The sequence below is a fragment of the Burkholderia sp. BCC1993 genome (assembly GCF_905339865.1).
Classification (GTDB): domain Bacteria; phylum Pseudomonadota; class Gammaproteobacteria; order Burkholderiales; family Burkholderiaceae; genus Burkholderia.
On sequence record NZ_CAJPGZ010000008.1, the window covers coordinates 179,996 to 200,548 of the forward strand.

Consider the following 20,553-nt stretch of genomic DNA (forward strand, 5'->3'; position numbering starts at 1 on the left):
CGAAATCTTCGAACGTGTTTGCCCCCGGCCGTCCGGCGCGTGCCCGCCCGGCGCGCTCAGCCCGACACGTCGATCCCGTCGAGCAGGCGCTGCGCGAGCCGCGGTTCGCGCAGTTGCTCCAGCCACCATTGCAGCGCGCGGCCGTCGCGGTCGCCGCGCCACGCGACATACAGCACGTTCGGCTCGCGCGGATCGGCCGTTTCCTTCTCGACCAGCTCGCCGCGCGCCAGCAGCGACGCGACCCGCCGGCGCGGCACCCAGCCGACGCCGAGCCCGTCGCGCTGCGCGAGGATCTTCGCGCGCATCGACGGCACCGCGAGCACCGCCTGCCCGCCGAGCAGCCCGTACGCGCGGCCGACGGCCTGCCGCGACGAGTCGGCGACGACGACCGCGCGATGCGCGCCGATCGCGTCCCGGGTCAGCCGCGCGCCCGCCGACGCCAGCGGATGGCGCGGCGCGACGGCGAATACCCACTCCATCGCGCCAAGTTCGAACCATTTGAAGCCCGGAATCGCTGGCGGCTCGTTGGTCGCGCCGACGACCAGATCCGCGCGACCGTCGCGCAGCGCTTCCCAGGTGCCGCCGAGCACTTCGTGCGTGAAACGCAGCGACACGCCGGATTCGAGCGCATCGAATGCGCGGACGACCGGCAGCAGCGTATCGAATTCCAGCACCTCGTCGCTGACGATCCACAGCCGGTCCTCCCAGCCGCTCGCGACCTGCCGCACGCGCTGCGTGAGCCGCGCGACGTCCAGCGCGAGGCGCGATGCCTCGTCGGTCAGCAGCTGGCCGGCCGGCGTGAGCTGCAGCCGGTAGCCGCGCCGGTCGAACAGCAGCGCGTCGAAGCGCGTTTCGAGCTGCCGCGCGGCGTGCGACACGGTCGACGGCGCCTTGCCGAGCCGCGCGGCCGCCCGCGACAGGCTGCCGGTGGCGCGGATCGCATCGAGCAGCGCGAGTTCGTCTTCGGACAGCATGAGGGCACTCCGGTCGGGGGGTCTGGTGGATCGTAAGGCAGCGGCGGGCACCGGCGCAATCGAATGGCGCTGCCCGCAGCGGGCGGATGCCGTGCCGGCCGGAGCGCCGCAGCGCGCCGTGCCATTTGCCGCGTCCGGCGGGCGTTGCGTGCCGGCGTTCCGTGCCCCCTCGACGCCACGCGCGTGCCCTGGCCGAACGACGCCGCCCGCGCACGCGCGAACGCCGTGCCGGCCATGAACTTCCGGTATGCTGATCGACGTCATATTTCCGCGTTCGAGGTAACCACTGCGATGGACATCGCGATCCGCATCGAAGGCCGTCACGACCTGACCGGACAAATCTTCCGGCAGTTGCGCACCGCGATCGTCGACGGGCGGCTCGAAGGCGGCGCCCGGCTGCCGTCGACGCGCGATCTCGCGAAACAGCTCGGCGTGTCGCGCAAGACGACGCTCGACGCGTTCGAACGTCTCGTCGCCGAGGGTTACCTGAACACGCGCGCGGGCGACGGCACGTTCGTCGCCGGCGGCCTCGCGCGGGTTCCGCACGCGGCGGCGGCCGCAACGCCGTCGCTCGTCGAGGATTCGCCGCCCGTCCATGCCGTCGACGCACGCGCGCTGTGGGACGAGCTGCCCGACGCGCTCGCGATGCCCACGCCGCAGGACGCGCCCGCGTTCGACTTCCGCGGCGGCGTGACCGACAAGACACTGTTCCCGTTCGACGCATGGCGCCGCTGCCTGCATCACGCGTTGCGCCAGCAGGCGCGCGGCCCCGGCCAGTACCACGAGCCGGCCGGCGATCCGCAGTTGCGCGGCGCGATCGCGCGCTACGTCGCGTTCAGCCGCGCGGTCGCGTGCGGCTGGGACGACGTGCTCGTCACGCAAGGCGCGCAACAGGCGCTCGACCTGATCGCACGCGTGGTCGTGCGGCCCGGCGACGTCGTCGCGGTCGAGAATCCCGGTTATCCGCCGGCGCGCGCGGCCTTCGCGTCGCTCGGCGCGACGGTGATCGGCGTGCCGGTCGATGCGCATGGCCTCGTCACCGGGCGGCTGCCCGACGACGCGCGCCTCGTCTACGTGACACCGTCGCACCAGTTCCCGCTCGGGATGCCGATGACGCTGGACCGGCGCGTCGCGCTGCTCGAATGGGCGCAGCGCCGCCGCGCGGTGATCATCGAGGACGACTACGACGGCGAGTTCCGCTTCGAAGGCCGGCCGGTGGAATCGCTGAAGAGCCTCGACCGCACGGGTCTGGTCGCGTACGTCGGCACCTTCTCGAAGACGATCTTTCCCGAACTGCGGATCGGCTACGCGATTCCGCCGCGCGCGCTGCGCGGCGCGCTCGCCAAGGCGAAGCAGATCGTCGACTGGCACACCTGCACGCTGACGCAGGCGGCGCTCGCGCGCTTCATGCTCGAAGGCGATTTCGCGCGGCACCTGCGGCGCGTGCAGAAGCACTACGACGCGCGCCGCAAGATGCTGCTCGCGCATCTGCGCGGCGGCCTCGCGCCGTGGTTCGACACGATCGTGCCGACCGCCGGCATCCACCTCGCCGCGCACCTGAAACCGGGGCTCGACGAAGCCGCGCTGGTCCGCGCGGCGCGTGAGCACGACATCGGCCTGTACGGGATCACCGCGTTCCACGTCGGCTCGGCGGCCCGCGCGGGGCTGCTGTTCGGCTATGGCGGGATCGACGCACTGCGCATCGACAGCGCGCTCGCGAAGCTGGCTGCGCTGCTGGATTCTGGCCGCGTCGGCGGTTCACCACTGGTTACCTGAATTTTCCCGGAATTGGCCATTCAAGCAGGCCAGTGGCACGCTTAAAGTGGGTCCTGTCGCGCCACTGGGCGCATCCAACCGAAAATGACCTGCCATGCAACCGCGTCTGAACTTCTATACCGCCAGCCCGAACGCCATCAAGGTGATGCGCAACGCCGAGGAATTCCTCGCGAAAAGCTCGATCGAGAAGCCGCTGGCCGAACTCGTCCGGCTGCGCGCGTCGCAGATCAACGGCTGTGCGTTCTGCGTCGACATGCACACCACCGATGCGCGCAAGGGCGGCGAAACCGATCGCCGCCTGGCGACGGTCGTCGTCTGGCGCGAAACGCCGTTCTTCACCGAGCGCGAACGTGCAGCGCTCGAATGGACCGAAGCGCTGACGCTGGTCGCCGACAACCACGTGCCCGATGCCGTGTGGGAAGCCGTGAAGCCGCATTTCAGCGACACGGAGTTGTTCGAGCTGTCGATGCTGATCGCGACGATCAACACGTGGAACCGCTTCGCGATCGCGTTCCGCAAGATGCCCGAGTAAGGGGAGACGACGATGATGCGCTCCAGCTCCAGCTCCACGCTCCGCCGCGCGATACTGTGCGCGTCGCTCGCGCTCGGCGCCGCGCTGCCGGCCGCCGCCCACGCGCACGATACCGGCGACAGCGTGCACGCGATCATGCAACAGGCCGTGCCCGAAGCGCCCGGCAAGCTCGCCGTCGTCGCGACCGTCGACTATGCGCCCGGTCAGGCGTCCGACGCACACAAGCACCTCGGCTCGGTGTTCGCGGTCGTGTCGAGAGGCGAAGTGCTGTCGCAGGTGAACGACGGCCCGGTGCGCCGCTATCGCGCCGGCGAAGGCTGGTACGAGCCGCCCGGTTCGCGCCACCCGGTGTCGCGCAATGCGAGCGCGACCGAACCCGCGCAACTCGTCGTGTTCGGGCTGACGGGCGAGCATGTGCCGCTGAAGTCGCCGATCGATCAGTGACGACGTTTTAGGGGGCGTGCCGCGCCGGGTACGCCGCCGTGCTGCACGGCTGGCGTCCCGGCCCGTGCCTCGAGGCTTCCTCGGCGGCGTCGGGCGCGGCCGGTTCGCCTGCCATTTCGCCTGCCATTTAGCTTGCCATTTAGCTTGCCATTTCGCCTGCCGTTTGGCCCGCCATTTCGCCTGCCGTTTCGCCCGCCGTTTCGCCGCCGTTTCGCCCGCCGTTTCGCCCGCCGTTTCGCCTGCCGTTTCGCCTGCCGTTTCGCCTGACGTTTGGCCCGCCGTCTCGCCGGCTGTTTCGCCGGCCGTTTCACCCACGTTTCGATCAACGTTTCACCCGCCATTTCACCCGTCGATCACCCGCCAGTTCCCCGCGAGTTCCCGCGTCTTCCCCATTAGCCGCTCCCTACACTCCACCGCCGGCACACGCCCCTTCGCCGCGCCGCCGCCCCGCCCGTCCGCCCCGCCATTCGCCACTCGCCTGATCGCGATCAACGCGGGCGAAAACCCTTCCTTGAAATTAACTAACTCATCAATTAGCGTCGATTTCATGAATGCGAAATCCACCGTCGCCAGGCCGCGCGGGCGCCGCCCGTCGGTGGACGACTTCGACCTGCGCGACCACATGCTCGACGTCGCGATCCAGCTGTTCGCCGAGCGCGGCATCGCCGCGACGACGGTCGCGCAGATCGCCGCAGCCGCCGGCGTCACGTCGGCAATGGTCCATTACTACTTCACGAATCGCGAGCAGCTGCTCGACGCGATCGTCGAGGAGCGGCTCGCACAGGTCATCGCGTTCGTGTGGCGGCCGACCGCGCCGCACATCGAAAACGATCCGTTCGCGCTCGTCGCCGAGCTCGTCGACCGCTTCTTCGACGTCACGCATCGCATGCCCTGGCTGCCGTCGATCTGGCTGCGCGAGATCGTCCACGAAGGCGGCCTGCTGCGCGAGCGGATGATCCGGCGCATTCCGCTCGAGCATGTCGGGCGGTTTGCCGAGCGCATCCGCGCCGCGCAGCAGGCCGGCACGCTGAACCCCGCGCTCGAGCCCGCGTTCCTGTTCCATTCGATCATTGCGCTGGTGATGCTGCCGCTCGCCACCGCGAAGCTGTGGCAGAGCGCGCGCGGCCTGCCACCGATCGATCGCGATGTGCTGCAGCGCCACGTCCGCGCGCTGCTCGGTTCCGGCATGCAGCCGCCCGCCGCCGCGCCGGATCCCGACGCGCATTCGCGACGGAGGCCGTCGTGAACGCACCCCGCCCGCTGCCGCTCGCGCTGGCCGCCGCCGTCGCGCTGCTCGCCGGTTGCGGACGGCCGGCGGACGACGTCGCGACCTTCCAGGGCTATGTCGAAGGCGAATTCGTATACCTGTCGTCGTCGCAGGCGGGCACGCTGACACAACTGTCGGTCGAACGCGGCCAGGCCATCGCAGCCGGCGCGCCGGCGTTCTCGCTCGAAGCCGTCAACGAAACGGCCGCGCTGCGGCAGGCGCAACACCAGCTCGACGCCGCGCGCGCGCAGCTTGCCGACCTGCAGACCGGCAAGCGCCCGCCGGAAGTCGCGGTCACGCGGGCCCAGCTCGCGCAGGCCACGGCACAGGCCGCGCGGGCCGCCGCACAATTCGCGCGCGACGAACGTCAGTACGCGGCCGGCGGCCTGTCGAGGCAGCAGCTCGACGATTCGCGCACGTCCGCACAGACCACCGCCGCTCAGGTGCGCGAGTTGCAGAACCAGGTCGACGTCGCGCGCCTGCCGGGCCGCGCGCAGCAGGTGGCGGCCCAGGCCGCGCAGGTCGATGCCGCGCAGGCGGCCGTCACCGAAGCGCAATGGAAACTCGACCAGAAGCGCGTCGCCGCGCCCGCCGCCGGGCGCGTGTACGACACGCTGTACCGCGTCGGCGAATGGGTGCAGGCCGGCAATCCGGTCGTGCAGATGCTGCCGCCGCAGAACCTGAAAGTGCGGTTCTTCGTGCCGGAGGCCGCCGTCGCATCGATCGCGCCGGGGCGCACGGTGGCGATCCGCTGCGACGGCTGCCCGGCCGACGTCCCCGCGCGCGTCACGTACGTGTCGCGCGCGGCCGAGTACACGCCGCCCGTGATCTACAGCAACGAGAGCCGGACCAAACTCGTGTTCATGGTCGAGGCGCGCCCCGCCGTCGCCGACGCGCCGAAGCTGCACCCGGGCCAGCCCGTCGCCGTGAGGATGCGATGAACGCGCCGCCCGCCCCGTATGCGATCGACGTCGACCGCCTGAACAAGCGCTTCGGCGACAAGCACGTCGTGAAGGACGTCTCGCTGCGCGTCGCGCGCGGGGAGATCTTCGGCTTTCTCGGGCCGAACGGCAGCGGCAAGACGACGTCAATCCGCATGATGTGCGGCCTGCTCACGCCCGATTCTGGCAGCGGCACCTGCCTCGGCTACGACATCGTGCGCGACAGCGCGCAGATCAAGCGACGCGTCGGCTACATGACGCAGCGCTTCTCGTACTGGGAAGACCTGTCGATCCGCGAGAACCTCGATTTCGTCGCGCGCGTGTACGGGATGCCCGATCGCCGGGCGGCCGTCGCGCGCGCGCTCGACGGGCTCGGTCTCGCCAGCCGCGCGGACCAGCTCACGGGCGCGTTGTCGGGCGGCTGGAAACAGCGTCTCGCGCTCGCCGCGTGCATGCTGCACGAGCCGGAGCTGCTGCTGCTCGACGAACCGACCGCCGGCGTCGATCCGGCCGCGCGCCGCGACTTCTGGGAAGAACTGCACCGGCTGGCCGCGCAAGGCATCTCGGTACTCGTCAGCACGCACTACATGGACGAAGCCGAGCGCTGCCACAAGCTCGCGTACATCGCCGCAGGCGCGCTGCTCGCGCAGGGCACGGCCGCGGAAATCGTCGCGTCGCAGCACCTGTCGACGCGCACGGTCACCGGCGGGCACCTGGCGGAACTGTCCGCGCGCCTGCGCACGATGCCGGGCGTCGACCAGACGGTCGTGTTCGGCTCGACGCTGCACGTGAGCGGCCGCGATCGCGCGCTGCTCGACGCGACGCTCGCACAGGTCGCGGCGCAGGCCGGCACGCAGAAGAACGGTCACGCGCCGCTGCAGGTCGCGCCGATCGACACCGGGCTCGAAGACGTCTTCATCTACATGATGGGCCGCGCATCGGGGCCGCCCGGCGGAGCGGCGACATGAGCACGTGGACGGGCCTGCGCGACGCGTTCTCGGTCGCGCGCTGGTGGAGCATCGTGCTGAAGGAATTCCTGCAGCTGCGCCGCGACCGCGTGACGTTCGCGATGATCGTCGGCGTGCCGATCATCCAGCTCGCGCTGTTCGGCTTCGCGATCAACACCGATCCGAAGCACCTGCCGACCGCGGTGGTCGTCGCCGACTCGAGCCCGTTCGCGCGCAGCTTCATCGCCGCGATGCGCAATTCCGCGTATTTCGACATCGTCGCGACGCTGCCCGACGAAGCGGCCGGCCGGCATGCGCTCGCACGCGGCGACGTGCAGTTCGTGCTGAGCGTGCCGGCCGATTTCTCGAAGCGGCTGCTGCGCGGCGAGCGCCCGTCGCTGCTCGTCGAGGCGGACGCGACCGATCCCGTCGCGACCGCGTCGGCGCTCGGCGCGCTGCCGGGCCTCGTGCAGCCCGTCGCCGACAAGGACCTGACGGGCCCGCTCGCACACCTGAACGGCCGCCCGGCCGCGTTCGACATCGTGCTGCACCGCCTGTACAACCCGGAAGGCATCACGCAGTACAACGTCGTGCCGGGCCTGATGGGCGTGATCCTGACGATGACGATGGTGATGATGACGGGCCTCGCGATCACGCGCGAACGCGAGCGCGGCACGATGGAGAACCTGCTGGCGACGCCCGTGCGGCCGCTGGAGGTGATGACGGGCAAGATCGTCCCGTACGTATTCATCGGGCTGATCCAGGTATCGATCATCCTCTTGGCCGCGCGCTTCGTGTTCCACGTGCCGTTCGTCGGCGGCATGGTCGCGATCTACCTGTCCGCGCTGCTGTTCATCGCCGCGAACCTGACGGTCGGTATCACGCTGTCGTCGCTCGCGCAGAACCAGTTGCAGGCGATGCAGCTCGCGGTGTTCTACTTCCTGCCGAACATCCTGCTGTCGGGCTTCATGTTTCCGTTCGCCGGCATGCCGAAGTGGGCGCAGTTCATCGGCAACCTGCTGCCGCTCACCTACTTCAACCGCCTGGTGCGCGGCATCCTGCTGAAAGGCAACGGCTGGGCCGACCTGTGGCCGTCCGTGTGGCCCGTCGCGCTGTTCACGCTCGTCGTGATGGGCGTCGCGCTGCGCTTCTACCGGCGCACGCTCGACTAGGGGCCGCACGATGAAACCGGCTTCGCGTCGCGCCCGACCCGCCGCCCGCCGCAGCGCATGGGCAGCCGTTGCGCTGCTCGTCGCCGGATGCACGGTCGGGCCGGATTTCCGCACGCCCGACGCGCCGGCCACACGGCAATACACGCGCGATGCCCCGCCGGTCACGACGGCCGCCGCCGGCGGCCCGGCCGGCGACGCGCAGACGTTCGCATCGGCCGCGCACACGCCGCAACAGTGGTGGACCGCGTTCGGCTCGGCACCGCTGAACCGGCTCGTCGATACCGCGTGGCGCAACAGCCCGACGCTCGCCGAGGCCCGCGCGCGGCTCGACGAAGCGCGACAGAACCATGCGGCGGAAGCCGGCGCGACGATGCTGCCGCGCGTCGATGCGAACCTGTCCGCCACGCGCGAGAAGGTCGACATCGCTGCATTCGGGCTGCCCGCCAACGTGCCGAATCCCGGGCCGTTCACGCTGTACGACGCGTCGGTGAGCGTGTCGTACGCGCTCGACGTGTTCGGCGGCAACCGGCGCGCGCTCGAGGCGCTGCGCGCCCAGGTCGACTATCAGGCGTACATGCTCGACGCCGCACGCCTGACGCTCGCGGGCAACGTCGTCGCGACTGCGATCCTGCGCGCGTCGCTCGCGCAGCAGATCGCGCTCACGCGGCAGCTCGTCGACGCGCAAGCCCGGCAGTTGCGGATCGTCGACGCCCGCTTCGCGGCGGGCGGCGTATCGCGGGCCGACGTGCATGCGCAGCGCACGCTGCTCGCGCAGACGCAGGCCTCGCTGCCGCCGCTCGCGGCCCGCTACGCGCAGGCCGGCCACCGGCTCGCGATCCTGCTGGGCGCGCCGCCGTCCGGTGCCGAGCTGCCCGACCTCGCGCTCGACGCACTCGCGCTGCCGCGCACGCTGCCGGTCGCGCTGCCGTCGACGCTCGCGCGCGAACGGCCCGATATCCGCGCGGCGGAGGCCGTGTTGCACCAGGCGAGCGCGAACGTCGGCGTGGCGACCGCGAACCTGTATCCGCGTTTTTCGATTTCGGCGGGGATCGGTTCGGAACGCACGCGCATCGCGGATATCGTGAGCGGGCTCAATGTGTGGAATGTCGGCCTCGGCCTGACGCAGCCGCTCTTTCACGGCGGCGAGCTGCGCGCGAGGAAGCGCGCGGCCGAAGCCGCGTACGACGCCGCGTTCGCGAGCTATCGGGAAACCGTGCTGCTGGCGCTCCAGCAGGTCGCCGACGCGATGCGCGCGGTCGAACACGATGCGGCGGAACTGGCCGCGCGGGACACGGCTGCACGGGAAGCGGCGGCAGGCAACGCGATTGCCGGCGACCGTTACGCGGCGGGCGGGATCAGCACGTTCGCGCTGCTCGACGCCCAGCGGCAGGCATTGCAGACCACGCTCGACCGCACGCGCGCGCAGGCCGACCGGCTGGCCGACACGGCGGCGCTGTTCCAGGCGCTGGCGGGGAACTGGATGGATGAGGCGGCGCGGTGACCGACAGGACGGCGTCGGCACCGGCCGGACGCTACCGGCCTGCACGCCATGCGCCGTATGAGCGGCACACTTGTCAGGCTCGGCTGGCGTCGCCGCCCGCTTCCATTCGATGACCGCCGATGACTGAACCCGCAATACGCACAACGCGTGCCGCAAATGGAAAAACCGGCCCGAAGGCCGGTTTTCGTACCGCATGCCGTGAGCGGCGCTCACGCGCCGCGCGACATCAGAAGCGGTGGATCAGGCCGACGCCGGCCGCGATCTGGTTCTGCTTCGAACCTGCGCCCACGCCGTCGCCGATCGACGTCGTTGCATTGACGATGCCGCCGGTCAGGCCGCTGATCGTGTTGCCGCTAGCGTGCTGGTACGCTTCAACCGCGTACAGGCCCGTGCGCTTCGACAGGCTGTAGTACTGCGACAGCGTGACCTGATGGTACTTGGCCGAGCTCGAGACGCCGTTCGATTGGGTCGCACGCGTGTACGAGTAGCCTGCCGCGAAGTCCCACTGCGGCGCTGCCTTCCAGTGCAGCACTGCGCCCGCCGTGTTGAAGATCGCCGTATTGTGGAATGCCGACAGGTTGCCCGGGATGTACTGGACGTTCGAGTACGACACCGAGATGTCCCACGCCGGCGTGAACTGGTAACCGGCCGTCACGGCGACACGTTGCTGCGACTGTGCCGTCTTGTAGCCGCCGTTGATCGACGACACGGCCTGCTCCGCACCGTTGCCGCTCGAATCCAGACCGTTTTGCGCGGTCGAGTTCGCGCCCCACACGCCGCCGCCGAGCGTCGCGTTGTTGATGCGCTGATAGCCAACCGCGATGCCTGCCGGGCCGTTCAGGTACTGGACCGCCGCGCTCCAGGTCGAGCCGCGGTTGAAGCTGCCTGCCACGCCGCCGAGCGAGTACGAACCGCCGACCGTGAAGCCGTAGAACTTCGGCGACATGTAGACGAGCGAGTTGTTCGCGCGGTAGCTGGTGTCGAGCGAGTCGATATCGCCCGGGTGCGCGCCGTAGTAACCGGTCAGCCAGGTCGTCGGGCTATACGGCGACAGCAGCGTGTAATACGCGGTGTACTGGCGGCCGGCCGTCAGCGTACCGTACGTCGCGTTGGTCAGGCCAACCCACGCCTGACGCGTGAAGATGCCGTTCGTCCATTGCGACGAGCCGTTGTTCGCGTTGAAGCCGGCTTCCAACTGGAAAATCGCCTTCGTGCCGCCGCCGAGATCTTCGCTGCCCTTCAGGCCGAAGCGGCTGCCTGCCCAAATACCGGTGGCCATCTGCACCTTCGAGTGACCGCCCGAAACCGCGCTGGTGGCCGACGAGTTGTTCTGCCAGGCGATAGCGTTATCGACGATACCGTACAGGGTCACGCTGCTCTGGGCGTGGGCTGCGGTAGCGGCTGCGAGACCCGCTGCCGTCATGGCGAAAGCGACGCGCTTTTTCATTGATTCTCCGTCCTCAAAGAATGATTTCTTTTCTGGTGTGGTTTTATGACTGACACATGTGCGAGTACATGCCGGTGCGATTCTGACGGATTACCAATCGTTTCCCAACATGTGCAGTCGGTCATCGTATGATCGACGCAACGCGGGGATTCACCAAACGGTTACATAACACCTGAAAACGCTTACGCAGCGGGCCTTTCCGGCATTTCCCGGTGAAAACCCTAGCTTTACATTTTTACTGGTGCATCGCGACCGTCCAATGTCGTCAGACGCCCTCGGCAACAACCTTCTTACGAATGCGCAAGCGCGGCTGACGCCGCGATTCACGCCGCCGCGCAGGATCGCTGACATTCATGACACCCACGTTTCGGGAAGCGAAATCGTGAAAACGTTTCAGTCCGCGTGCGGGGGAGATCGGACGGGAGCGGCCCGGTGAACGCGGGCCGAGGGGTGATGCCGACGCGAGTCGCGTCACGCGCCGGCATCGTTCAGCGCGATTCAGCGCGCGGACGGCTGCGCGATCCGCGCGTTCACCGCGTCGACGAGCGCGGTGATCCGTGCGCGGATCGCGGCGTTCGAACCGACCAGCGCGAGCGACGACGCCATGATCCGGTAGATCCGCTTGCGCGGCACCTTCGCCGGCGTCGCCGGATCGAGCCACGCAGCGTGGCCGGCCAGCAGTTCGAGCGTTTCGAGGCCGATCATGATCGGCCACAGGCACGCGAGCCGCAGCCGCACGAAGCGGCGCGGAATCGCGAGCGTGTAGCGACACGCGTCGCGATACTGGTCGAGCGTCACGCGCAGCAGGTCGACCAGCACGCCGCGCGCCCGCGCCGACGCATCGGGCGTCATCAGGTCGGCGACGCCGACGCCGTATGCGGCCAGCACGTCCTCCGGCAGATAGCAGCGGCCGATCCGCAGGTCCTTCGCGCAGTCGCGCAGGATGTTGGTCATCTGCAGCGCCTTGCCGAAACGGATGCCCTTCTCGCGCATGTCCGGCACGTCCCAGCCGCGCGCGGCGCGCGTGTGCGCGCCGGTCATGTCGGTCCAGAATTCGCCGACGCAGCCGGCGACCAGGTACGTGTAGCGATCGAGCTCGGCGCGGTTCGGCAGCGACGCGACGCGGCCCGACTGTTCGTCGGGGAACGTGCGCAGGTCGAATTCCATCCCCGACGTCAGCGTCGCGACGACCTTGCGGATCGATGCGCAGTCCGCGTCCGGCTGCGCCCGCAGCAGCGCGAGCATCGGCTGCATCGAGCCGAGCAGCACGTGTTCGTGCGAATCCGTCTGCATCCGCGTCACGTCCTCGAGCGAGCGCGACAGCGCCGCGCCGTCGCCGAGCCGCTCGACTTCGTCGCGCAGGTCGGTCAGCAGCGCCGCGCGGCGATCGGGCGCGACCAGCGCCGTGTCGGCGATCGTGTCGGCCGCGCGCGCGAGCAGGTAGGCCAGGCCGACCGGGTCGCGCATGCCGTCGGGCAGCACGCGCAGCGTCAGGTAGAAGGAGCGGGAAACGTTCTTCAGCAGGTCGCCGAGCAGGTAGGCGGGATCGGTATGCGTCGTCATGGGTCGGTAAAAATCGGCCGGCGCGGGCCCCGGACGCACGCGGGCGCCGGGCGCCCGCGCCGGCCCGCGAGTCGCCGCATCGCCGTGCGCGGGCGGGTGTCGGCCCGGCGCGGCAATGCAAAAGTCCCGCAAGTTTAGTGCATCCGGCGACCACGCTCGCGATCCGTCCGACGAAGTGGGCGCGCGACCGCCGAACCGCGTCGGCGCGACGATCGCGGCGCCGGCTAGCGGCGACGGGCGGATCGCACCGTCTCGACCGCCACGTGTTCCCGCAATTCTCGCGCCTGACGCGACAACAAAACAGAAAGGCGAAAGTAATACATATGTAATGCTCCGGTGCGACGATCGCGTCCCGTTCTCTCACGCGGCCGCGCATCGCCGGACCGCTCGCCCTTTCACCGACTTCCGTTTCGAAGGTTCATCGACATGCTCTTCATGCGCCCGATCGCCCTGCGCTGCATCCCGTTCGCCTGTGCCGCCGCCGTCCTGCTTGCCGCCTGCGGCGGCGACGACGTCTCGGCGTCCGATCCCGCCCAGCCGATCTCCGCGAAGGTCCAGGTGGTCGGCCATCGCGGCGCGAGCGCGCTGCGCCCCGAGCACACGCTCGCGTCGTACCGCAAGGCGATCGAGGACGGCGCGGACGTGATCGAGCCCGACCTCGTCGCGACCCGCGACGGCGTGCTCGTCGCGCGCCACGAGAACGAGATCTCCGGCACGACGAACGTGTCGACGCTGCCGCAGTTCGCGAGCCGCAAGGCGACCAGGACGATCGACGGCACGCAGCTGACCGGCTGGTTCACCGAAGACTTCACGCTCGCCGAGCTGAAGACGCTGCGTGCCCGCGAGCGCATTCCACAGGTCCGCCCGGCGAACACCGCGTACAACGACCAGTTCGAGATTCCGACCTTCGACGAGATCGTCGCGCTCGCGAAACAGATGTCCGCGCAGACCGGCCGCACGATCCATCTGTATCCGGAAACCAAGCACCCGACCTACTTCCAGTCGATCGGCCTGCCGCTCGAGGACCGTCTCGTCGACGCGCTGCTGAAGGATCCGTACACGGCGCGCACGGCGACCGTCTACATCCAGTCGTTCGAGGTCGCGAACCTGAAGGCGATCCGCAACCGGATCAAGTCGAGCCAGCCGAACTGGAAGCTCGTGCAGTTGATGGACGAAGCCGGCCAGCGTCCGTACGACTTCGTGAAGGCGAACGACAAGCGCACCTACGGCGACCTGTCGACGCGCGACGGAATGCGCGAGATCGCGTCCTATGCGAACGGCGTCGGTCCGTACAAGACGTCGATCATCGCGGCGTCCGCGGACGGCACGCTGCAGCAGCCGACGTCGTACGTGCGTGACGCGCACGCAGCCGGCCTCGTCGTGCATCCGTACACGTTCCGCCCGGAGAACAACTTCCTGCCCGCGTCGCTGAAGGACGGCGGCACGCCGGCCACGCGCAACACCGCGGGCTCGGTGCGCGAGATCCAGGCATACCTGCGCGCGGGCATCGACGGCTTCTTCACCGACGATCCGGCCGTCGGCCGCACGGCCGTCGATACGTTCAAGCGCTGAACGCGCTGAACGCGCCGAATGCGCCGAGCCGCTGAACATGCGGCAACCGGGCGCGGCGCATGGCGTGCCGCACGCCGGTTGCCGCGCCGTGGTCAGATCACGTGGAAGTGGTGCGTGCCGTCCCGCTTTAACTGGTCGACCAGCCCGTATTCCCAGTCGAGATACGCCTGCATCGCGGCGGCCGCGTTGTCCGTGCCTTCGTACGGGCGCCGGTAGCGATCGACGCGCGGCGACGCGAGGCGTGTCTCGCCGTGCTCGAGCGGCAACCCCGCATCGATCCATGCGGCCGTGCCGCCGGTCAGCACCGAGATCGCCGCCGAAGCCGGCAGCCATTCGCGCGCGTCGTCGGCCGCGAACCGCGCGAGCAGGCTCGATCCGCACGTGAACACATAGCGCTGCGCCGGCGGGATCGCGGCGAGCGCGTCGCGCAACTGCGCGCGCACGACGAACCACGCGCCGGGGATATGGCGCTTCACGTAGTTCGCGCTGGCCGTCACGTCGACGATCGCGAGCTCGCCCGCGGCCGCCTCCTCCAGCCAGCCCGCGAGCGTCGCGGGCGACACCTCGCTCACCTGCGGCGTCGCGGGCACGTCGCGCGGCGGCTGGCCGCGCCCGGTGAACGCCGCCGTGCCGGCCGGCTCGACCACCCGCACGTCCCAGCCCATCTGCGCGAGCCACGACGCGGTCATGTCCGCGCGCACGCCGTCGTCGTCGGCGAGCACGATCCGCGCGCCGCGCACGGCCGCGTGATGGTCGGTCTCCTGCACGAGCTGGCCGCCCGGCGTGCTCAGGAAGCCCGGCAGATGGCCGGCCTCGTGTTCCTCCGGCGTGCGCACGTCGAAGCGGTACAGCGTGCGGCCCGGTTCGTCGAGCGCGGCGAGCTCCGCGAGCGCGATGCGCGGCACGCCCGCGCGCTCGGCCACCGCGCGCGCGGCGCGGCGTGCTTCCTCACGCTGCGCGGGTGCGATCTCGTCCGGAAAGCGTCGCGCGGCGCCGTGCTCGAGCGTCTGGCCGGCGAGCGTCCAGCCGATCGTGCCGTTGCGCAGTGCCGCGACCGGGTTCGGCAGCCCCGCGTTGACGAGCGACTGCGTGCCGATGATGCTGCGCGTGCGGCCCGCGCAGTTCACCACGACCTGCGTTGCCGGATTCGGCGCGAGCGCGCGCACGCGCAGCACGAGTTCCGCGCCCGGCACGCTCGTCGACGTCGGGATGTTCATCGTCTGGTATTCGTCGAAGCGGCGCGCGTCGACGATCACGACGTCGGCCTTTTCATCGATCAGCGCCTGCACCTCCTGCGCGGACAGCGACGGCGTATGGCGCTCGGCCTCGACCCATTCGCCGAACGACTTGCTCGGCACGTTCACGTCGATGAACAGTTCGCCGCCCGCGGCGAGCCAGCCCGCGAGGCCGCCGTCGAGCAGCCGCACGTCGGTATAGCCGAGCTGCGCGAGCTTCGCGGCCGCGCGCGGCGCGAGATCCTCGCCGCCGGCTTCGCCGAACACGACGATCGGCGTGTCGCGGCGCGGAATGCGCGTCCATGCGTCGAGTTCGAGCTTCGACAGCGGAAAGTTGGCGGCCCACAGCGGATGGCCCTGCGCATAGGGATCTTCCTCGCGCACGTCGATCAGCGCGAGTTCGTCGCGGGCCAGCAGGCGCGCGCGTACGTCCTGGTACGACGCGACGGGGAAACGGGAAGTGGAATCAACGGATTGCGTCACGATGTCTCTGTCGGATTCTGTTGGAGTCGGTGAAGAAAGCACACGGAAAACGGATGCAGCTTGATGCCCGCGGGCACGCCCTCGCAACGGGGCGCCCGCGACTGGCGGCGTCACGCGTTCGGTCACGCGTTCGAATAGCCGGACACGAACGGCTTCACGGTGCCGTCGTCCAGGAACACCGCACGCTCGACCTGGCCGATGTTCGCGCCGTACACGTGGATGCTGATCGACACCTGGTCGTCGAACGCGTTGGTCACGCGATGGACGTCGCCGATGCGCGGCGACACGGCCTCGACGTCGCCCGGCTGCAGCCGTACCGCGTCGCCCGCCGGCACCGGCCTGCCGGCCGCGTCGAACCGGTACGGTTGCGAAAACTCGCCGCCGCGCAGCATCCCGATCAGCCCCCACACCGTGTGGTTGTGGATCGGCGTCGTCTGGCCGGGCCCCCACACGAAGCTGACGACGGAAAACCGCGCGTCGGGATCGAGATGCAGCAGGTACTGGCGGTAACGCTCGGGATCGGGCTGCGCGAACGCGTCGGGCAGCCAGTCGTCGTGCGCGACGAGCGCGGCCAGCAGCGCGCCGCCCTCGTCGAGGATGCGCGCCTCGTTCGCGCCGGACGCGAGCAACGCGCCCAGCCCGTCGACGAACGGACGCAGCGGCGTCTGCTGCAACGAAAGCGTACTCATCGGCTGCCTCCTCGAATATGATGCCGAATATGATGGATCGTCATGATGCACCCGAAATACCATGCAGAACAAACATGAAAATTAGCGATATCGACGCTTTTGCAGCGGTCGTTCGCGGCCAGACGCTGAGCCAGGCCGCGGCCGAGCTCGGCATGACGCAGCCCGCGATCACGCGGCGCGTGCAGAACCTCGAGGAGGCGCTCGGCGTCACGCTGCTCGACCGCAACACGAAGCCGCCGCGCCCGACCGACATCGGCCTGCAGGTGTTCGAGCAGTGCCGCGCGATCCTGCGCGAAGTCGACGCGCTGCGCGAACTGACGGCCGGCCAGCGGCCGCCCGCCGGCGAATTCCGCGTCGGCCTCACGCAAGGGCTCGGCGAGCTGATGCTGCCCGGCCTGATCGCGCAGCTCGCCGCGCAATGGCCGGCACTCGCCACGCAGGTCACGACCGCGTGGGGCGGCATGCTCGTCGAACGCGTCGCGCGCCGCGAACTCGACGCCGCGCTGGTGTTTCTGGCGCGCGAGATGGTGCTGCCGCCGCAGGTCGAAGGCGAGCGGCTGCTGGCCACGCGGCTCGTCGCGGTCGGCCGCAAGGGCGACTGGCCGCGCCGCAGCTACCGGCTCGCCGACTGCCAGGCGCGCGGCTGGGTGCTCAATCCCGACGGCTGCGGTTTTCGCGCGGGGCTGCGCCGCGCGCTCGACGCGCAGGGGCTGCCGATGCCGGTCACGCTCGACACCTACGGCCGCGACCTGCAATTGCAGAGCGTCGCGAACGGCTTCGGGATCGGGTTGATGCCGCTGCCGCTCGTCGAAGGCAGCCCGCTGCGCGACGCGGTCGATATCGTCCCGCTCGCCGATTTCAAGCCGCAGATCGATCTGTGGCTGCTGCACCGGCAGGACGCCGCGCGCTTCAAGGCGCCGCTCGCGGCCGTGGCCGCGCATGCGCGCACCGCGTTCGCGCTGCCGGCGGATGCGGCCGGGCACGACGAAGCCGCTTGACCACGCGCGACGACGCCTGCGCGGCGTCGTCGCGTTTGCGTTGGCCTTTGCGTTGGCCTTTGCGTTGGCCTTTGCGTTGGCCTTTGCGTCGGCCTTTGCGCCCACCATCACGCCGCCCCGCTCACGCATCTCTGTTGCGACCGGATGCCGGCGCGTCGCGTGACGTTCCGCCCGCTTCCGCTTCCGCGTTCGTGGCAGCGCGTCGCGCCACCGCGTCGAGCGCAGCCCGTCCGGCGGCCACCGCGATCGCATCGTCCTGCGGCGTATGCACGCGGCTGCACAGCACGTCGCGATAGTGGCGTTCGAGCGGATTGTGGCGGCTCAGCCCGTGATTGCCCGACAGCTTCAACGCGTGCTCGACCGTGCGGATCGCCTGTTCCGTCACGGTCCGCTTGACGAGGCCGCTCGTCGTCACCGTCGGCGCGTCGCCCGCATCGGTGCGCGTGATGTGCTCGTCGAGCAGCACGCGGTTCGCGTGCAGCCACCCTTCGATCTCGCCGACGGCCTCCTGCACGCGCGGCAGCGTCGCGAGCGGCGCACCGAGCCCGCTCGGCGCGCGCGTCGTCGCGAAATCGAGCAGCCAGTCGCGCGACGCGCGGGCGACCGCGTCGTAAAGGCTGCCGAGCAGCGCGACCATCCAGGCCTGCTGGTCGGCCTGCGCATCGACATCCGCGTGACTCGCGGCCGACACGGCCCACGCATCGGGCGCGCGCACGTCCACCGCATGATCCGCGGGCAGGCGCACGTCGTCGAACACCACCTCGTGACTGCCCGATGCGCGCAGGCCCAGGTGATTCCAGCTTTCGATCACGCGGATGCGCGCATCGTCTTCCGTGTCGCGCTCGCGCCGCACGAGGAACACGCCGACGCGCGGCTCGGGTTCGTCCGTGCGGGCCCACACGGCCAGCCAGCGCAGCGCCGGAATGCCGGTGCTGTACAGCTTGTGGCCGGACAGCCGCCAGCCGTCGCCGTCGCGACGCGCGATCGTTTCGGGCAGGCCGCCGCGCGACGGCGAACCGAGCGCCGGCTCGACGCGCAGCGCGTTGATCAGCGCGCCGTCAGCAACCGCACTGTCGAACACCGCACGCTGCAGGCGCGCGGGCCAGCGGTTGTCCGCGCGACCGAGCGCGCGATGCTGCAGGTACGTCATCGTCAGCACCAGCGCGGTCGCGGGATCGGCGCGCGCGACCGCGGCCACGATCCGGCTCGCCTGCGCGAGCGTCGCGCCCGCGCCGCCGTGCTCGCGCGGCACGACCTGCGCGATCAGCCCGGCGCGATGCAGCCGCGCGAAGTTCTCGTGCGGGAAACGGCCGTCGACGTCGTTGCGGGCGGCGTCGGCCGCGAGCTCGGGTGCGAGACGCGCGAGCAGCGCGGCGACGCGTGCATCGTCGGCGGGCAGGTGGCGCAGCGACGACTGCGCTGATAGCGGCGAGGAAGCGGCAAGGCTGGCGGACATCGGTACGGATTCCCTCGGTGACTGGGTAGCGGGATAAAACGTCGTGGCGACGATCGGTCGGCGAATGGCGGCGGTGGCTCGTGGAGCCGGCGGCGATCGGCGACGGATTCGCCGGGGGCGCGTGGCGCGGATCCGGGGCGCTCGCGCACGCATCCGCCGCCCACCTCTGCCTTCGACCCGAGCCCCCGCTTCCGAACTCGATGCCGATCCGGCTCCCGTCGTGTTTGTCCGGCGCGGAAGTCCCGCTCGACACGCAGCCGGCGCCCGTTCGGCCCGATCGTGAGCCCATAGCGTATGCGCAACGCACACGCACCCAAACCATGCAAATCTGATATTCAATTCGGGATTGATTATTTCCGTTCCGCATGATCCCGGCGGTAATCTGCGCTCCATTCCCGCCCGGCCGGCCATCGCTGGCCGCGCCGGGCCGTCCTTGCATCGGAGACCCAGATGAGCGTCGAATTCATCGGCATGATCCAGAGCCAGAAGCAGTCGGAAATCCATCCGCCTGCCGGCCCCGTCGTCGACCCCGACTACGTGCGCGACTTCGCCCGCGCCCACGAAACGGCCGGCTTCGACCGGATCCTCGTCCCGCACCACTCGACCGGCCCGTCGGCGACGCTGACGATCGCGTTCGCGGCTGCGGCGACCGAGCGCATCCACTTCATGCTCGCGCATCGCCCCGGCTTCACCGCGCCGACGCTCGCCGCGCGGCAGATCGCGACGCTCGACCAGTTCAGCCGCGGCCGGCTCGCCGTGCACTTCATCTCCGGCGGCTCGGACAGCGAGCAGCAGCGCGACGGCGATTTCCTCGACCACGACGCACGCTACGCACGCACCGACGAATACCTCGGCATCCTGCGCCGCATCTGGACCGACACGCAGCCGTTCGATCACGACGGCGCGCACTACCGCTTCACGCAGGGTTTTTCGGAAGTGAAGCCGTTCCAGAAGCCGCATGTGCCGATCTACTTCGGCGGTGCCTCGGAAGCGGCGCTGGAAGTCGCCGGCAAGCACGCGGACGTCTATGCGCTGTGGGGCGAATCGCTCGACCAGGTGCGCGACCTGACGACGCGCGTGCGCGCCGAAGCCGCGAAGCACGGCCGGCAGGTGCGCTTCTCCGTGTCGTTCCGGCCGATCCTCGCGGCGACCGAAGACGAAGCGTGGGCGCGCGCGCACCGGATCCTCGACGAAACCCGCCGGCTGCGCGAAGCGGCCGGCCTCGCCACCGGCGGCCCGCAGCAGAGCGAAGGCGCGCGGCGCCTGCTCGCCGCGGCCGAACGCGGCTCGCGCGTCGACAAGCGGCTGTGGACCGAGATCGCGAAGCTCACCGGCGCGCGCTCGAATTCGACCGCGCTGGTCGGCACGCCCGAACAGGTCGCCGACGCGCTGCTCGACTACTACGACCTCGGCGTGACGACGTTCCTGATTCGCGGCTTCGATCCGCTCGAAGACGCGATCGACTACGGCCGCGAACTGATTCCGCGTGTGCGCAGCGCCGTCGCGGCTCGCGACGTGGCGCGCCGCGCGGCCTGACGCACGGGGAGATGCCGACC

17 protein-coding genes are annotated in these 20,553 nt (G+C 70.0%); 11 read left to right on the forward strand and 6 right to left on the reverse strand.

What is annotated here, in order from left to right:
* Window positions 1–56 precede the first annotated feature (56 nt).
* Window positions 57–974, reverse strand: coding sequence for a LysR family transcriptional regulator (locus U4Y91_RS15285; RefSeq protein WP_321805714.1), 918 nt, complete (start codon window positions 972–974; stop codon window positions 57–59).
* Between the two features lie 291 nt (window positions 975–1,265).
* On the opposite strand from U4Y91_RS15285, the gene U4Y91_RS15290 reads away from it, so the two are divergent.
* The 8 genes from U4Y91_RS15290 to U4Y91_RS15325 all read left to right on the forward strand — a co-directional run bounded on the left by U4Y91_RS15290 (window position 1,266) and on the right by U4Y91_RS15325 (window position 9,554).
* A complete protein-coding gene (locus U4Y91_RS15290) occupies window positions 1,266–2,750 on the forward strand; it encodes a PLP-dependent aminotransferase family protein (protein ID WP_321805715.1) in 1,485 nt (494 codons plus the stop codon).
* A gap of 94 nt (window positions 2,751–2,844) precedes the next feature.
* A complete protein-coding gene (locus U4Y91_RS15295) occupies window positions 2,845–3,282 on the forward strand; it encodes a carboxymuconolactone decarboxylase family protein (protein WP_321805716.1) in 438 nt (145 codons plus the stop codon).
* A gap of 12 nt (window positions 3,283–3,294) precedes the next feature.
* On the forward strand, window positions 3,295–3,726 hold the full coding sequence (locus U4Y91_RS15300) for a cupin domain-containing protein (RefSeq protein ID WP_321805717.1): 432 nt from the start codon (window positions 3,295–3,297) through the stop codon (window positions 3,724–3,726).
* Window positions 3,727–4,273: 547 nt separating this feature from the next.
* Window positions 4,274–4,972 (forward strand): TetR/AcrR family transcriptional regulator, encoded by a 699-nt coding sequence (locus U4Y91_RS15305; protein ID WP_044843000.1) that lies wholly within the window; start codon window positions 4,274–4,276, stop codon window positions 4,970–4,972.
* Window positions 4,969–5,934, forward strand: coding sequence for an HlyD family secretion protein (locus tag U4Y91_RS15310; protein WP_321805718.1), 966 nt, complete (start codon window positions 4,969–4,971; stop codon window positions 5,932–5,934). Before U4Y91_RS15305 ends, U4Y91_RS15310 begins: the two co-directional genes overlap by 4 nt.
* The gene (locus U4Y91_RS15315; RefSeq protein ID WP_321805719.1) at window positions 5,931–6,902 is read left to right on the forward strand and encodes an ABC transporter ATP-binding protein; all 972 of its coding nucleotides are present in this window, start codon (window positions 5,931–5,933) and stop codon (window positions 6,900–6,902) included. The genes U4Y91_RS15310 and U4Y91_RS15315 overlap by 4 nt, the downstream gene beginning before the upstream one ends.
* Window positions 6,899–8,053 carry an ABC transporter permease gene (locus tag U4Y91_RS15320; protein WP_321805720.1) on the forward strand — a complete coding sequence of 385 codons (1,155 nt, stop codon included), beginning with the start codon at window positions 6,899–6,901 and terminating at the stop codon, window positions 8,051–8,053. The genes U4Y91_RS15315 and U4Y91_RS15320 overlap by 4 nt, the downstream gene beginning before the upstream one ends.
* Before the next feature lie 10 nt (window positions 8,054–8,063).
* A complete protein-coding gene (locus tag U4Y91_RS15325; protein ID WP_321805721.1) occupies window positions 8,064–9,554 on the forward strand; it encodes an efflux transporter outer membrane subunit in 1,491 nt (496 codons plus the stop codon).
* A 226-nt stretch (window positions 9,555–9,780) separates the two neighbouring features.
* On the opposite strand, the gene U4Y91_RS15330 is transcribed toward U4Y91_RS15325, so the two are convergent.
* Together U4Y91_RS15330 and U4Y91_RS15335 are read right to left on the reverse strand one after the other, a co-directional pair.
* Window positions 9,781–11,001, reverse strand: coding sequence for a porin (locus tag U4Y91_RS15330; protein ID WP_321805722.1), 1,221 nt, complete (start codon window positions 10,999–11,001; stop codon window positions 9,781–9,783).
* A 498-nt stretch (window positions 11,002–11,499) separates the two neighbouring features.
* On the reverse strand, window positions 11,500–12,564 hold the full coding sequence (locus U4Y91_RS15335; RefSeq protein ID WP_321805723.1) for a phytoene/squalene synthase family protein: 1,065 nt from the start codon (window positions 12,562–12,564) through the stop codon (window positions 11,500–11,502).
* 426 nt (window positions 12,565–12,990) lie between these two features.
* On the opposite strand from U4Y91_RS15335, the gene U4Y91_RS15340 reads away from it, so the two are divergent.
* Window positions 12,991–14,136 carry a glycerophosphodiester phosphodiesterase gene (locus U4Y91_RS15340; protein ID WP_321805724.1) on the forward strand — a complete coding sequence of 382 codons (1,146 nt, stop codon included), beginning with the start codon at window positions 12,991–12,993 and terminating at the stop codon, window positions 14,134–14,136.
* Window positions 14,137–14,228: 92 nt separating this feature from the next.
* Here the strand turns inward: U4Y91_RS15340 and U4Y91_RS15345 are convergent, their stop codons facing one another.
* Both U4Y91_RS15345 and U4Y91_RS15350 read right to left on the reverse strand, forming a co-directional pair.
* Window positions 14,229–15,854, reverse strand: a complete 1,626-nt coding sequence (locus tag U4Y91_RS15345) for a rhodanese-related sulfurtransferase (protein ID WP_321805725.1) — start codon at window positions 15,852–15,854, stop codon at window positions 14,229–14,231.
* Window positions 15,855–15,976: 122 nt separating this feature from the next.
* Window positions 15,977–16,543 (reverse strand): cysteine dioxygenase, encoded by a 567-nt coding sequence (locus U4Y91_RS15350; protein ID WP_044842991.1) that lies wholly within the window; start codon window positions 16,541–16,543, stop codon window positions 15,977–15,979.
* A gap of 74 nt (window positions 16,544–16,617) precedes the next feature.
* Here U4Y91_RS15350 and U4Y91_RS15355 point away from each other — a divergent pair, with 74 nt between their 5' ends.
* On the forward strand, window positions 16,618–17,541 hold the full coding sequence (locus U4Y91_RS15355; protein WP_321805726.1) for a LysR family transcriptional regulator: 924 nt from the start codon (window positions 16,618–16,620) through the stop codon (window positions 17,539–17,541).
* 121 nt (window positions 17,542–17,662) lie between these two features.
* On the opposite strand, the gene U4Y91_RS15360 is transcribed toward U4Y91_RS15355, so the two are convergent.
* Window positions 17,663–18,997, reverse strand: coding sequence for an acyl-CoA dehydrogenase family protein (locus U4Y91_RS15360; protein WP_321805727.1), 1,335 nt, complete (start codon window positions 18,995–18,997; stop codon window positions 17,663–17,665).
* A 450-nt stretch (window positions 18,998–19,447) separates the two neighbouring features.
* Here U4Y91_RS15360 and U4Y91_RS15365 point away from each other — a divergent pair, with 450 nt between their 5' ends.
* Complete coding sequence (locus U4Y91_RS15365; RefSeq protein ID WP_321805728.1) at window positions 19,448–20,533, forward strand: LLM class flavin-dependent oxidoreductase; 1,086 nt, start codon at window positions 19,448–19,450, stop codon at window positions 20,531–20,533.
* Window positions 20,534–20,553: the final 20 nt, after the last annotated feature.

Coding starts and splice junctions, on each gene's coding strand:
- U4Y91_RS15360 (WP_321805727.1), bottom strand. CDS start 18,997: ATGTCCGCCAGCCTTGCCGCTTCCTCGCCGCTATCAGCGCAGTCGTCG.
- U4Y91_RS15335 (WP_321805723.1), bottom strand. CDS start 12,564: ATGACGACGCATACCGATCCCGCCTACCTGCTCGGCGACCTGCTGAAG.
- U4Y91_RS15325 (WP_321805721.1), top strand. CDS start 8,064: ATGAAACCGGCTTCGCGTCGCGCCCGACCCGCCGCCCGCCGCAGCGCA.
- U4Y91_RS15365 (WP_321805728.1), top strand. CDS start 19,448: ATGAGCGTCGAATTCATCGGCATGATCCAGAGCCAGAAGCAGTCGGAA.
- U4Y91_RS15320 (WP_321805720.1), top strand. CDS start 6,899: ATGAGCACGTGGACGGGCCTGCGCGACGCGTTCTCGGTCGCGCGCTGG.
- U4Y91_RS15300 (WP_321805717.1), top strand. CDS start 3,295: ATGATGCGCTCCAGCTCCAGCTCCACGCTCCGCCGCGCGATACTGTGC.
- U4Y91_RS15295 (WP_321805716.1), top strand. CDS start 2,845: ATGCAACCGCGTCTGAACTTCTATACCGCCAGCCCGAACGCCATCAAG.
- U4Y91_RS15315 (WP_321805719.1), top strand. CDS start 5,931: ATGAACGCGCCGCCCGCCCCGTATGCGATCGACGTCGACCGCCTGAAC.
- U4Y91_RS15285 (WP_321805714.1), bottom strand. CDS start 974: ATGCTGTCCGAAGACGAACTCGCGCTGCTCGATGCGATCCGCGCCACC.
- U4Y91_RS15340 (WP_321805724.1), top strand. CDS start 12,991: ATGCTCTTCATGCGCCCGATCGCCCTGCGCTGCATCCCGTTCGCCTGT.
- U4Y91_RS15305 (WP_044843000.1), top strand. CDS start 4,274: ATGAATGCGAAATCCACCGTCGCCAGGCCGCGCGGGCGCCGCCCGTCG.
- U4Y91_RS15350 (WP_044842991.1), bottom strand. CDS start 16,543: ATGAGTACGCTTTCGTTGCAGCAGACGCCGCTGCGTCCGTTCGTCGAC.
- U4Y91_RS15330 (WP_321805722.1), bottom strand. CDS start 11,001: ATGAAAAAGCGCGTCGCTTTCGCCATGACGGCAGCGGGTCTCGCAGCC.
- U4Y91_RS15290 (WP_321805715.1), top strand. CDS start 1,266: ATGGACATCGCGATCCGCATCGAAGGCCGTCACGACCTGACCGGACAA.
- U4Y91_RS15355 (WP_321805726.1), top strand. CDS start 16,618: ATGAAAATTAGCGATATCGACGCTTTTGCAGCGGTCGTTCGCGGCCAG.